Source organism: Adhaeribacter aquaticus DSM 16391, assembly GCF_000473365.1.
GTDB lineage: Bacteria > Bacteroidota > Bacteroidia > Cytophagales > Hymenobacteraceae > Adhaeribacter > Adhaeribacter aquaticus.
In genome coordinates this window covers 2,124,055-2,138,921 of sequence record NZ_KI421517.1, presented here as the reverse complement: position 1 = coordinate 2,138,921, position 14,867 = coordinate 2,124,055, and the positions used below count along the sequence as shown (strand labels likewise).

At 38.1% G+C, this 14,867-nt stretch carries 8 protein-coding genes; 4 read left to right on the top strand and 4 right to left on the bottom strand.

Annotation, left to right across the window (positions count from 1 at the left end):
* Positions 1-39: 39 nt before the first annotated feature.
* The 3 genes from ADHAQ_RS0111490 to ADHAQ_RS0111475 form a co-directional block, all read right to left on the bottom strand.
* Positions 40-504, bottom strand: a complete 465-nt coding sequence (locus ADHAQ_RS0111490; protein WP_026463062.1) for an Lrp/AsnC ligand binding domain-containing protein — start codon at positions 502-504, stop codon at positions 40-42.
* A gap of 2,079 nt (positions 505-2,583) precedes the next feature.
* The gene (locus ADHAQ_RS0111480; protein WP_026463060.1) at positions 2,584-3,048 is read right to left on the bottom strand and encodes a hypothetical protein; all 465 of its coding nucleotides are present in this window, start codon (positions 3,046-3,048) and stop codon (positions 2,584-2,586) included.
* 138 nt (positions 3,049-3,186) lie between these two features.
* Positions 3,187-4,125, bottom strand: a complete 939-nt coding sequence (locus ADHAQ_RS0111475; protein WP_169727996.1) for a tetratricopeptide repeat protein — start codon at positions 4,123-4,125, stop codon at positions 3,187-3,189.
* A 269-nt stretch (positions 4,126-4,394) separates the two neighbouring features.
* Here ADHAQ_RS0111475 and ADHAQ_RS0111470 point away from each other — a divergent pair, with 269 nt between their 5' ends.
* A complete protein-coding gene (locus tag ADHAQ_RS0111470) occupies positions 4,395-5,798 on the top strand; it encodes a glycoside hydrolase family 140 protein (RefSeq protein WP_026463058.1) in 1,404 nt (467 codons plus the stop codon).
* A gap of 44 nt (positions 5,799-5,842) precedes the next feature.
* Positions 5,843-8,236 (top strand): alpha-L-rhamnosidase-related protein, encoded by a 2,394-nt coding sequence (locus ADHAQ_RS0111465; protein WP_026463057.1) that lies wholly within the window; start codon positions 5,843-5,845, stop codon positions 8,234-8,236.
* Positions 8,237-8,315: 79 nt separating this feature from the next.
* Here ADHAQ_RS0111465 and ADHAQ_RS0111460 read toward each other — a convergent pair whose 3' ends face one another.
* Positions 8,316-8,828 (bottom strand): hypothetical protein, encoded by a 513-nt coding sequence (locus ADHAQ_RS0111460; RefSeq protein WP_026463056.1) that lies wholly within the window; start codon positions 8,826-8,828, stop codon positions 8,316-8,318.
* 110 nt (positions 8,829-8,938) lie between these two features.
* Between ADHAQ_RS0111460 and ADHAQ_RS0111455 the strand changes: the two genes are divergently transcribed.
* Entirely contained in the window at positions 8,939-11,176 is a 2,238-nt protein-coding gene (locus ADHAQ_RS0111455) for a S9 family peptidase (protein ID WP_034256761.1), read from the top strand.
* A gap of 473 nt (positions 11,177-11,649) precedes the next feature.
* Entirely contained in the window at positions 11,650-14,850 is a 3,201-nt protein-coding gene (locus ADHAQ_RS0111450) for a SusC/RagA family TonB-linked outer membrane protein (protein ID WP_051359862.1), read from the top strand.
* The last annotated feature ends 17 nt before the right edge of the window (positions 14,851-14,867 follow it).

The window sequence follows — 14,867 nt, the reverse complement described above, 5'->3', positions numbered from 1 at the left end:
TAAATTTATTGATGACCATAAGCCTGATTTATTAAAAGCTTACAGTAACTGAACTGGTCTGTTAATACTTTCTTCCAGCGAAATAAAGGTTTCAGTACGCTGAATACCATTCACTTTCTGAATCTTATCAGTCAACACATTTTTTAAATGGGTGGTGTCCTTACAGATAAGTTTCGCGAACATGCTATACTCGCCGGTAGTATAGTTTACATTAACTACTTCTGGTATTTTCCGAAGCTGCTCCAATACTTCATTGTACATCGAGCTCTTCTTTAAATAAATACCTAAGAATGCACTTACATCATAGCCTAAATTGCCATAATTAAGTTTTAATTGGGTGCCGGTAACAATACCCATCTGCTCCATTTTCTTCATCCGAACGTGTACTGTTCCACCCGAAACAAACACTTCTTTTCCAACATCAGCATATGCCATTTTTGCATCATCCATTAATAAAGAGAGGATACGCAGATCGGTATTGTCAATTTCTAAATTTTTAAGCATATTTTTTGCCCTAATTTTGATTTGATTTAACAAATGTAATATAAAATTTAAAATAGCATAAATTTTAATGAAAATATTTAATAAATTTTGAAACTTTCCGGATCTGTTGTAGTTTTACAATATCAAAATAACACTGTAGGGTGTTGAAACTGGCAGACAAGCCCTCCTCTCTCGGGGGTGGAGATCAATAGAATAAAGCAAGCTACTTGTCTAACTACTCCGTGAAGGTTCGACTCCTTCCCCTACAGCAAAAGCCCCTTAGGAATATCCTAAGGGGCTTTTTTCTTTTATGTCACCCTGCCTTAGCTAAGTTATGCCATTTTTAACTGACTTCTATAGATTAGCAACTAGCCTTTCTCTAAAGCCATTTCTTGTTTTAGAATCAAATTTTGAATAAAGAATTCAAGTATTTTGGCTATAGCTAATAAATTTTCCTAGAGTATAACAAGGTTCTTTCTTTAAAGAACTTTTAAAGGTTTAAGGTTTTAGTTAGTAATTTTAAAAATGAGTTTTTGAAAGAAGTTTACCTAAATTTATTTTCCGGGTTTTAGTCTATCAGAATATGGGTGCGATGCTGGATGTTGTATGGGTAAATTTTAAGGAAGTTACCATTTAAGGTATTTGCGCCCTTATTTATTAAAATCAAAAGCTAAGAATGAAGAATAAGGGTTTAGATTAGGTGCCCATCTTATTCTTTTAGGTGCTACTGTTAAGGGATGTGTTAAGCTTTCCTTTTAAAGAAGATCCAAACAACTTATAGCCAGTTATAGTGAGAATACCTTTTGTGCTTTCAATATTAATTAGAGGCTTAATTCATGTGGAGGTTAGTAGCAGGTTATTTCTAAGGCAAGGTTTATTTTTCTAATTAAAATAATTAGAAAAATTGTACCACCTGTCTCGGATCAGGCTTTTTCTTTTCAAGTTTCTAAAACTAATATACTCTATTGCTACCAAGCAAGAGATAATTGCTAATGAAACAAGGCTCTTAATTGCTCCAAAAATTTCTATTTGTTATTCAATTTAAATAAACTCGGTCTGACTTATAAAGTTAATTATTGCAAAAGTTTAATAAATAAATATAAAATTAACCAATCTAGAAACTAGAAGCATGTATACTTATGGTAACTGATGTTATAAGGAAGAAGTAGTTGCTTAGATTTTATTAGTTGAAGAATTTGATTATTAAAAAGATAAAAGATTTCTAAATGACTTTGTAAGTAAGTTGATTAAAAGGAAATGTTGCCAGTACCTTTGTTAATAGGTATTTTCTTTTTATTTATCAAAATTGCAATTTAGACACGAATTTAATATAGTAAATTCTATATACATGCGAAAAAAATAATAAAAATTGAAAAAAATTAATTATTAAGTAACCCTTTTTATATGAAATACCGTAAAAAGACGAAACGCATAGATTTGGTATGGGGACTTTTCTACATTTATTAAACGGGTATATCTTTGGCGTAGTGTTAGCCTTTTCATTACTAAAAATCTTTAGTAAAAAAATAGCAGGTGATTCAGAATGGGATTCTGATTGGCAAGCCACCGTATTTGTTTGCTCCTTATTTTCCTGGTTAGCAGTAGGTATAATTTTCATTGGCTACTTATTGCCAACAAAGCAAAAACAAAAACAATAACAAATCAGCATCTTTTTTCTAATCAAGCAGAGGGAGTATATTCTGGTGTTTATCCATTATAATTTTATTATATGGATTAATAACTGGTAAGCTCTATTTCCAGTGTGAACATATGTAAACCTTAATTTTAATTTTTTCAGCTGCTATTTTAGCGTTTTGCATTAAAAGGCAATATCAATTTATAGTAGGAGTTGCATTACTTTTTAAAAAGGATGAAGAAGTTTAAATATTGCCGGAGAAGTTGCAATTAGTAAATGGCTCTGTAGTACCAAATTGAAATTATAGTTTTACCTGTATTCAAGCCATATGGTTATTCAAGTTAAATAAACCATGAAGTCGAATAATAGAAATAAAAAAGCGGTCATAAAAAAGCCGGAGTACTTTAAGTAACTCCGGCTTTTTTATTTAAAATTTATATTAATTTATTTAAAATTTATATTAATTAAAACCTGAAAAGCGGACGGGTTTCGGGATTAATTATACCAAAAGGAATGCTTAATAAAATTATTATTAACGCAATTAAAGAATATACAAAAGCACGTTTAAATTTTAAGTTATCAGTTGGTGCTTTCTTAGAAAACGTGCGACCTAACTGTACTAGCACTGTGCCAATAAACATACCTAATGTATGTTCTACTGCCCAAAAACGTAAAGAGCTGTTTTTCATTGCAGCGCCAAAATCGGCAAAAATCTGCTCCGTAATGGGGCTAAAAACAAAGTAAAGCAATATACCAGTTAAAAACTGAAGATGAGTAAAGCCTACAAAAGCACCATGAACAGCTCCATCGCCCTTGGTATATAGCCGGTTGCTTTTCCAGCCGGAAAGGCTTTTAAAAATCACAATAAGTCCAGTAAGTAAAACAAGCCACCTGTTGATGGAGTGTACAGTCAGTAGAAAATTATACATGATGATGGGTTTGTAAATATTATTTGCTGAAATGCAAATATAGAAGAATTATAAAATTCTATCTGTTTTAGCTGATATTATAATCAGCTAATTTAAGAGTATCACCACCAATCAATAGTTTATGGTTATTTACTAGGACTATAAATTACTTTTCTGTTGCTGAAGTTGCTCTAGTTTTGCTTGAGCTGCGGAATAACCTAACATTTTGGCAACTTGTAAATCTGTATACGCCGAATCTATTTTTCTGAGTTTTATTCTTTCGTTGGCCCTTAAGAAATAAGCTTCCCCGTTTTTTTGGTTTTTGCGAATGGCTTGAGTAAAAACGGAAATGGCTCTTCGGCTAAAACCTGCTTCAGCATAGGCTTTACCTAGGTTAAGATACCCGTAAAACATTTTTGGGAAAATCCGTCGGGCTGTTTCAAAAGCAAATAGTGCCTCCCTGGTACGATTTAATTGAATCAGTATTTCACCTTTATAATAATGGGCGCTATAATCATATGGGCTTAGTTCTAAGCTTTTTTCTATATCCTTCAGTGCATCTTCTAAATGTAATAGTTGCCGCTTTGTTAAACCTCGGTTAAAATAATAACGGCTTCCTTTGGGATGTTTGGCCACGAGGGTATCATAAATTACTAATGCATTTTCATACTGTTTGCGCTCGTTTAAAATAACGGCTTTATTATTTAAAGCATCTAAATGTTTTGGATTTAGTTCTAATGTTTTATCTAAATCCAAAAGGGCTTTATCAAAATAACCATATTGTAAAAAAAGCGTGCCCCGGTCAAAATAAGCTAAATCAAATTTAGGGTTGATGTTGATGGCGCTGGTATAATCTGTAATAGCACCGCTAAAGTCATCAAGTAAAACCCTTGTATTTGCCCGAAGATGAAAAGCAGAATCCAGATCAGGCTTTAATTGCAATGCTTTATTAAATCGTTTAAGAGCCGTTTTTCTCCATCCTTGTGAGTAGGCATATTTCCCATTATTTAATACCCGTAATGCTCGGCGATCTTTATTTTGGGCGCAGACGGGAATAGTTAGAGAAAAAGAGAAAGTAATAAGTAAGAATAGCTTCAAGTATATTTTCCTCATCGTAGCTGTCTGTTTTATTCCAGTTGAAACTTCTTCCAAATTAAATATTGCAATCTAAATTTCCAATAAGTTTACAAAAACTTGATAGTTTAATAATGAATAATATCCGGCTGAATAAAGATTATTCATCTTTTTCAGTACTGTTCTCTTTTCTGCCTGCTGCAAGCTGGATTAAATTTTAGTGAGTTTGTATACTTTCTTATATAGTAAAATAAATTTATATTGTAGGCTTAAACGATAAAGCGATCTACATTATGTTTAAAATTAAACTGCTTTTTGGACTATGCCTCGTGTTTCTGCATTATTCGGTAGTAGGGCAATATCGGTTACAGGTAAGTCCGAATAAAAGATTTTTACTGCGGGAAAATGGGAAGCCATTTTTTTATTTAGGAGATACTGCTTGGGAATTATTTCACCGGTTAAACCGGGAAGAGGCCGATACTTATTTAAAAAACCGGGCAGATAAAGGATTTACCGTTATTCAGGCAGTGGCCTTAGCCGAATTAGATGGGTTGCATGATCCAAACCCATATGGCGATTTGCCTTTACTAAATGACGATCCGGCAAAACCCAATGAGTCTTATTTTAAGCACATAGATTATATTGTAAATAAAGCTCAGCAGTTAGGTTTATATATTGGCATGTTGCCTACCTGGGGCGATAAAATATTTAAACATAACTGGGGAGTGGGTCCGGAAATTTTTAATCCGCAAAATGCCCGGGTGTATGGAGAATTTATTGGTAAACGCTATAAAAATAAACCCATTATTTGGATATTAGGTGGCGACCGTAATCCGAGGCATGAGCAGGATATTGCTATTTGGCGGGCCATGGCCGAGGGTATCATTGCGGGTGCCGGGGATGGTGATCCTGATAAGGTAATGATGACTTACCATCCGCAGCCCACCAAAGAAGGTGGAGGTTCTTCTACCTGGTTTCATCAGGATAGTTGGATAGATTTTAACATGTTTCAAACCGGGCATTGCCGGAATACAGATATCTATAATAAAATAACACACGATTATAACTTAGCCTTAACTAAACCTACCATGGATGGCGAACCTATTTATGAAGATCATCCGGTGTGTTTTAACGCGAAAGAATTAGGCTATTCTGCTGCATATGATGTGCGCCGGTCGGCTTACCTGGATTTATTTGCCGGGGCGCATGGGCATACTTACGGGTCGCATGATATTTGGCAAATGTACGATCCCAGTAAGCGCAAGCCAGTAAATGCACCCCCAAAGCCCTGGTACGAAGCTATTAATTTGCCCGGTGGAAGTCAGATGAGCCACGTGCGTACCTTAATGGAAGCGCGGCCTTTTCTGGAGCGGGTGCCAGATCAGGGCCTGGTGACTGAAGCTTATAGTGGCGGCGAGCGAATACAGGCCACCCGAGGTAAAGATTACGCCTTTATTTATAGCACTGCCGGAAAACCCATACAAGTAAATATGGGCAAAATCACAGGCGCCAATGTAAACGCTACCTGGTTCGATCCTCGAACCGGTGCTTCAAAAAGTATAGGAAAATATAAGAATACCGGGCCGCAAACCTTTACCCCTCCAACCAATGGTACCGATAACGATTGGGTTTTAATACTGGATGATGCCGCTAAGAATTACAAAGCACCTGTAAAATGGAGTCAGGCTAAATCTTAATACCCTATAAAGTATTTCTTTGTATTGTACCTTTACCTTACCTCATGAAAAAACTTATTTGGCTGCTTTATTTGCTTTTCCCATTGCTGCTGCAAGCACAAATTCCCAATCCGGTACTGCCAAAAGAACTGATTAATAAACCGTGGGCAGCGCAATGGATAGCTGTGGCCGGAGAGTCGGGTCAGGATTATGGGGTGTATCACTTCCGGAAATCTTTTGATTTACCTCACAAGCCCGCAACCTTCCTGGTGCATGTTTCCGGCGATAACCGGTATAAACTGTATGTGAACGGAAAGATTGTTTGTTTGGGGCCAGCGCGAAGCGATGTTAATCATTGGGTATTTGAAACGGTAGATTTAGCACCTTATTTAAAAGAAGGTAAAAATACGTTAGCAGCGGTGGTTTGGAATTTTGGAGCTCATAAAGCGGTACCGCAAATGTCCCTTCAAACGGGCTTTATCATGCAGGGGAATGGTGTTGCTGAGCAGGTGGTTAATACCGGGAAATCCTGGAAAGGTATAAAGAACCTGGCTTATTCCCCCATCAATACAAACTTATATACATATTTCGTAGTAGGTCCCGGCGAAAACGTAGATTATAACCAGTATACCTTTGGATGGGAAGAACCGTTATTTAATGATGCAGCCTGGAAAGAAGTGGTGACTATTTCGCCAGGTTTGTTGGGCGGCTTGTTTGAACCTTATTTTTATAATTGGGTTCTTACCCCGCGTACTATTCCGGGTATGGAAATGACGCCTCAGCGATTAAGTAGTGTTCGTAAGGTTGATGGTGTTAAAGTATCAAAAACATTTCCGAAGCAGGCAAATAGTTTTACGATTCCTGCCAATACAAAAGCTACTTTGTTATTAGATCAGGGATTTGAAACAACAGCTTATCCGGTGCTTATTACCAGTGGCGGAAAAGGGGCAACTGTTGCCTTGCGGTACGCCGAATCGTTATTTGTAGATGAAGGCAAACCAGTAGGACAAACTAAAAATAAAGGCAACCGGAATGAAGTAGCAGGCAAAAAGTTTATAGGTTACGAAGACAGGATAATTAGTGATGGGGGAGCCAATAGAACCTTTACGCCGCTTTGGTGGCGCACATTTCGCTATATAGAAGTGGCCATTGAAACCCATGATCAGCCCTTGATAGTGCAGGATGTGTATGGTATTTATACCGGTTATCCTTTTAAACAAGAAGCCCGCTTTGTGACTCAAAATGCAGAATTAAATAAAATATTAGAGGTGGGGTGGCGAACTGCCCGCCTTTGTGCCCACGAAACCTACATGGATTGCCCCTATTATGAGCAATTACAGTACATTGGCGATACCCGCATTCAGGCTTTAGTAACCTTATATAATACGTCGGATGATAGATTAGTACGGCAAGCTATTACTGCTATTAAAAACTCTCATGGGTTAAGTGGTATTACACAAAGCCGGTTTCCTTCTAAAGATCCTCAATATATTGCACCTTTTTCGCTTTGGTGGATTGGTATGGTAAACGATTATTGGAAATACCGCGGCGATGCTGCCTTTATCAGAGAGCAGCTACCGGTATCGCGTGCCATTATTAGTTTCTTTGAGTCGAAATTATTGCCCGATGGGGCTTTAGGCTTAGTTCCTTATTGGAATTTTACGGATTGGGCTACTGCACCAGGCTGGAAAGCCGGTATGCCACCTCAAGCAGCAGAAGGACAAGCCGCTAACCTGGATTTGCAATTGCTGCTAGCTTATGAAGCAGCAGCTCCACTCGAAAAAGCTGCTGGCATGCCTGGTTTTGCTGACCATTATGACAGACAAATTGCTAAACTAAAAAATAATATCCGGGCTTTGTATTGGGATAGTAACAAGGGTTTATTGGCCGATACCCCGGAAAAGAAAAGCTTTTCACAACATGCTAATACTTTTGCTGTGCTGGCAGGAGTGGTTGAAGGCGAAGAGGCAAGAAAGGTGATGGAAAAAGTATTAGCCGACCAAAGCTTAACCCAGGCTACTATTTATTTTAAATATTACGTGCACCAGGCAGTAGCCAAAGCGGGTTTAGGTGACAGGTATTTAGATTTATTAACAGAATGGCGCAAACAATTAGCCCAGGGTTTAACTACTTGGGCCGAGCAGCCCGAACCAACTCGTTCTGACTGTCATGCCTGGGGAGCTAGTCCAAACATTGAATTTTACCGCTTAGTTCTGGGCATCGATAGCGATGCGCCTAGTTTTTCTAAAGTAAAAATTGCACCTAATTTAGGTAACTTAAAACAAGCAAGCGGCGAAATTCCACATCCTCATGGCAAGGTACAGGTAAATTATAAGGTGAATAAAAGTGGGAGTTTGGATGCTAAAATTTTATTACCGGTTGGAATAGATGGAGTGATTTTGTGGCAAGGAAAAGAAAAGGCCATCAAGGGTGGAAAAGAGATAATGGTAACGCTTTAGTAATTTTATTTTCCAAGTTAAGTAAAGGTCCCCTTAAATGTAATTCAGGTGCTATTTATTTATTGCTTTTGAATAAAATTTACAAAAGTTTTAGCTCTTTCAATATTTTTCTTCCCCGTGAAACAAAACCAGGTGAACCATAAGGAAGTTGGTCTTCCAAAATTACCTGTAATTCATTTTTTAAGTCTGGTTCTCTTTTTACGAGATTGCTTAAAACAGTCATTGCAAAAGCTTTTATAGCAGTAGGCTCATCCTCTAATAAGAATTGAAAGCAAATATTCGCCAGCGCACCTTGTAAGGTCTCCGGTATCTCTGTTTCTTGTAATAGGCGCAAAGTATTTCGTTTTACAGCGGCATGTACTGGTTTTTCCAGGTTTGCGATTAAAAGGTTCAAATACGGATCTATCAAATAAGGATGTTTTGCTGCGCAGGTACTAACTACCCAAGCGGCACGTTGCGTGATCCGGCTTTCACTACTGAAGAACAATTGCATCAAATCGGCAAATCTATCCGGGTTGGTACCGATAAATGCTACGATTTTAGTTGTTTGTCTCTTGGAATGTTCCTGCAAAAGTGCTTCGTGGATGTTCATATGCTACCTAAAATAGTGGTTTAAATTAACTACTTTAAATGGATTATTTATTAGGGTTAAATTGATTAAAAAAATCCTTGTAATTTTGACTTAGAACTTTAAATAAGATTATGCTTTTTACCTCTAGAAACTGGCTGGCAATACTGCTTTTTCTGATCTTTTTGGGAGCGCAGGCCCAGCAGCGAAAACAAATAACCCTCGAAGATATTTACCGCAATGGCACATTTACTCCTAAAACAGTTAGGGGGGTAAACTGGATGAAGAATGGCCAGTTTTACACCTCTGAAGTAGCCGACGAAAAAAATAAAGTAGTAGATGTAGTTAGGTTTGATGTTACTACTGGCAAAGCTGTTAATACTATTATAGAAGGCGAAGATCTGAAGCCGGCTGGTAGTAATGTGCCTATTAAATTTAACAGCTATAGCTTTAACGCTGATGAACAAAAAGTACTTTTTGCTGTGGGCACAGAACCTATTTACCGCCATTCTGCTCGGGCTGAATATTATGTTTATGATGTTAAAAGTAAGAACTTAACCAAGTTAAGTAACGGTGGGAAACAAATGTGTGCCACATTTTCGCCGGACGCTAAACGAGTTGCTTTTGCCCGCGAGAATAATATGTTCTTTGTGGATTTAGCTACTATGCAGGAAACCCAAATAACTACCAATGGTAAGTTCAACCAGATTATTAATGGTTATGCCGATTGGGTTTACGAAGAAGAATTCAGTTTTGCGCAAGGGTTTGCCTGGTCGCCGGATGGCTCCAAAATAGCTTTTTATACATTTGACGAAAACCGGGTGCCAGAATATAATATGCAGGTATGGGGCAAGTTATATCCGCAGGATTATCGGTTTAAGTATCCTAAAGCTGGCGAGGCTAATTCAGTGGTTACGGTTTCTGTTTATCATTTAGGTTCAGGTAAAACAGTACTATTGGATACCGGGAAAGAAGCCGATATTTACCTGCCCCGCATGCAGTGGACCAAAAACGCTAATCTGGTTTCAATCCAGCGCATGAACCGGTTACAGAATAACCTGGAGATTTTACATGCAGATGCTACCACCGGTAAGGCCAGTGTGATTTTAAAAGAGACTAACCCGGCTTATATAGAAATTACCGATGACCTGACCTATCTGGAGAATGGCAAGCAATTTATTTTTACCTCCGAGAAAGACGGCTATAACCATCTGTATTTATATAACATGGCAGGAAAGCTGGATCGGCAGATTACAAAAGGCAACTGGGAGGTTAGTCGCTTCCTGGGATATGATGAAAAAAATAGTACCTTCTATTATGAATCTACAGAAGCAGCGCTGCTGGATAAACACCTTTACCGAATTAGTAATACCGGGCAAAATAAGAAACAGTTAACTGCTGGTGCTGGTACCCATACTATAAATATGAGTCTAGACTTTAAGTATTACCTGGATTATGTAAGTACTGCAAATACGCCCATGGTAGTGAGTTTGCATACGGCTAAAGATGGTAAGCTTATAAAGGTTTTGGAGGATAATAAAGTTTTACAAAATACTTTAGCTAATTACCAAATAAGCAAACAGGAGTTCTTCTCTTTAAAAACCAGTGATGGTGCCAAGTTAGATGGTTATACCATAAAACCATTAAACTTTGATGCAACTAAAAAGTACCCGGTGCTCATGTTTGTTTATGGCGGACCAGGTAAGCAGGAAGTTTTAAACAAATGGGGAAATTCTACTTTTCTTTGGTATCAGTATTTAGCCAATACTAAAGATATAATTATAGTTTGTGTAGATAATCGTGGAACGCCCGGCAAAGGTGCTGCTTTTAAAAGAGCTACCTATGCTAACTTAGGAAAATACGAAATTCAGGATCAGATAGAAGTAGCCAAGTATCTGGGTAATCAGCCTTACGTGGATAAAGGTCGCATAGGTATTTGGGGGCACAGCTTTGGCGGATACATGACGCTGCTCGCACTAACGAAAGGCAACGGTCTCTTCCGGGCAGGAATTTCCGTGGCACCCGTTACCAATTGGCGGTATTATGATAGTATTTATACCGAACGGTACCTGAAGACACCCCAGGAAAATGCTGCGGGCTATGATCAGAACAGTCCATTATTCTTTGCTAATAACCTGCAGGGGAAATTATTGCTTATCCATGGTACCGGTGACGATAATGTGCATTTTCAGAATGCAGTAGCTATGCAGGATGCTTTAATTAGTGCTAATAAGCAATTTGATAGTTTTTATTACCCAAACCGGAATCATGGTGTGGCTGGAGGGCCAACCTTATTACACCGGTTTACCATGATGACAAACTTCTTAGAGAAAAACCTCATAAACCCAGTAGTCGGAAGCGATCAGGAATAGCATATTCATACCTTAAAACAAAACAGCCCATCTTTTGATGGGCTGTTTTGTTTTAAGGGAATGGTAAAAAAAGGTGTTGATTATTTATGCTTTAGGCTGGCTTTAACCAAATAGTCTTATTGTGTAAGACTTTTTACTTTAAAAGTAGTTTAAGTAAATCCTCAATAATTTATATGCTTAAAATATTTTATTAGTTAATCGATTAATTAATAAAATTATTTTTTGAAGGGAATTATTTGTTAAGGGATTTTTAATAAAATTTAATTCTGAATAGAATAGGCTATATATTTTAAAAATTTCATATTAAATTGATAATTAGTAAATGAATTTTAATTAAAGTCTTTTAAATAAGTAAATAATGTAAAAATTTAATTTTTATTAGGGTTTTGCTGAATTTTTACTAAATTGTGTTTTAGATTTAATTATTACAACGCTCATTTAACCTCCATCACAAACCTTAAAACAATACCCCTATGCAAAACTTTACTCACAAGCTGCAAAAAGCTGTTTTGGGTATGTCGTTGCTCTCTGCCTTTACAGTGGCTACTGAAGCAGTAGCTGCTCCAAAAGGAGCGAACAACGTGACTCATAACGCTGTTGCAAGAAGAATCAATTCAAACCTGTTACTTGACTGGCGCCTCACTGGTAGAGTAGTGTCAAATAAAGGTGAAGCCTTACCCGGTGTAACCGTTCTGGTAAAAGGTACTACCAATGGTGCAACTACGGATGCTAATGGTAATTTTACTTTAAATGTGCCGGAAAGAGCAGGATCCTTAGTGTTCTCTTATATCGGTTATACAACACAGGAGCGACCTTATTCGGGAGCAGGAACAATAAACATTACCTTAGCCGATGACTCCAAAGCTTTAGAAGAAGTTGTAGTAACGGCTTTAGGTATCAAAAAAGAAGCTCGTAAATTAGGTTATTCTACTGCTACGGTAAGTACCGAAAACTTAACCGCCCAAAGAACCACCAACGTAGGTAACGCCTTAGTTGGTAAAGTGGCAGGGTTGCAGGTGCAGGCACCACCTTCTGGCCCAGGTGGGTCTTCCAAAATCCGGATTCGCGGCCAGGCAACTTTTGGCGGAAATAACTCTCCGTTAATTGTGGTAAATGGGGTGCCTATTAATAATACCCCAGCAGGTGGTGGTAACCAGGCCGGTGGCGATGCCTGGTCAGGAAGATCCGACCAGGGTGATGGTTTGCAAAGTATCAACCCAGATGATATTGAGGCGATGACCGTGTTGAAAGGCGCTGCAGCTTCTGTGTTGTATGGTAGCCGGGCCTTGAACGGGGTAATTCTGATTACAACTAAATCGGGTCGTGGCCAAAATGGCATGGGCGTAGAGTTGAACTCTAACTTCCAAGCCGATCAGGCATTAGATTATACAGATTTCCAATATGAATACGGCCAGGGAAGAAACGGTAAGAAGCCTACAAGTGTGGCAGATGCTCGTTCCAGTGGGGTTTGGAGCTTTGGATCTAAGTTAGATGGTTCCCCTACACCGCAGGTAGATGGGCAAACGCATCCTTATCAGGCTTATCCGAACAGGGTGAAAGACTTTTACAGAACAGGAACAACCTCTACCAATTCGGTGGCAGTTTCTGGGGGTAATGAGAAAGGTAACTTCCGTTTATCATTTGCAAATACGGATGCAAACGCCATTATACCTAATTCCGATTACCATAGAAAAATTTTGAACCTGGGCTTAACTTATAACCTGACAGAAAAACTTTCTACCCAGTTAAATTTTAACTATTCAAACGAGTTTAATCATAATCCTACGCAGTTATCTGTACAAGATCATAATATCAACTCTACGCTTTATACCATGGCGAATAGTATTGATATAAACTGGTTAAGAGATAATTATACTGATCCGGCTGCGGATGATACGGAATTAATTATTTCGGCTTTCCGGAACCGGACCAACCCGTATTTTACGATTAACAAGCGTTTCGAAAATATTAAAAGAGACCGGTTGTTTGGTAATGCTTCTTTACGGTACCAGATTTTACCTTGGATGTTTATACAAGGTCGCGCTGGTATGGATTATTTTAGCCGAAATACCGAAGTTAATAATCCACGTGGTAGTGGGGGTTTACCAATTCCTTCTGGTAACGTGTTTAATGGTCGGTATTTTCAGGGTATTAATACCTTCAGAGAACAAAATTATGACTTCATGATTGGTGCCAACCGTGAATTTGGTTCTTTTGGTATTGATGCTACTTTTGGCGGTAACACCATGGATCAGCGTAATGAAACCTTAGGAACTGGGGTTGAGAACTTTTATATCCGGGATTTATATACCATAGGTAACGGGCAGAACAAGGTTCCAACTTATGATTTTAGCCGCATCATGATTAACTCATTATATGGTACAGTTGACCTTTCCCTGAATAATTACTTGTTTTTAAACTTATCAGCTCGTAACGACTGGTATTCAACTTTAAATCCAAAGTCTAACAGTTATTTATATCCAGGGGTAAGTACCAGCTTCATTTTTAGCCAGGCCTTTAGCTCTTTGCCAACCTGGTTAAATTATGGTAAGCTTCGCGCAGGCTATGCCGAGGTAGGGCAGGGAACAGGAGCTTATGCAAATGCCCTGTACTATAGCTTAAATGCGAATACCTTTAACGGATTGCCTATTGGTAATTTTAATACTAACGTAGCCCCTAATCCTAATTTACGTCCTTTGAAAGTTAAAGAATTAGAGGTTGGTATAGAATTAAAAACCTTGGATAACCGGGTGAACTTAGATTTATCGGCTTATCGGAAAAATACAGTAGATGAAATTCTAAACATTGATATCACGAATACATCAGGGTTTAGCCAAACGCGAGTAAACGTTGGTAAACTTAGAAACCAGGGTGTAGAAATGTTATTAACCTTAGTGCCAGTTCGGTCAGAAAATTTCAACTGGGAAAGTGCCTTCAACTTTACCTATAATAAGAGTGAAGTTTTACAATTAGCTCAGGGACAAACGGGTATTCAGGTTGGTACCGGCGAATTTATTGGTGCTGTATGGCATGAGGTAGGAAAACCATTGGCTTCATTAAGAGGAGTAGACTACAGACGTGATGCTCAAGGTAGAATCATAACTATCGGAGGACAATTCCAGGCAGGTAATACCATTACTTATGGAAGCGCTATTCCAACCCATACTGGTGGCTGGTTAAATACTTTCACTTATAAAGGTATCCGTTTGTTTACGCAAATAGATTTTAAAGCTGGTCATAAACTTATTTCAAACTCTAACTTTAACTGGAACCGCCATGGCTTACTAAAGAGTACATTGGTTGGTCGGGAAACAGGCGTAGTGTTTGACGGTGTAAACACGGATGGATCTCCTAATACTACAGCTGTGGAGGCCGATGCTTTCTATCAGTTATATCGTGGCAGAAACTTATCTACGCCATTTGTTTATAATGCTTCTTTTGTGCGTTGGAGAACCCTTTCATTGGGCTATGACTTCTCCCGGTTTGTAAATAAAACCTTTATTAAAGGCTTAAATGTTAACGCCTTTATTAATAACGTGATGCTTATTAAAAAATACACGCCTAACATAGATCCAGAAACACAATATTCAACCAGTGATGCTTTAACTGGTTTAGAGGCGCACGCGTTGCCTACAACCCGTAGCTATGGATTAAATGTTAATATTAAGTTGTAACCAATCATTTTGAAGAT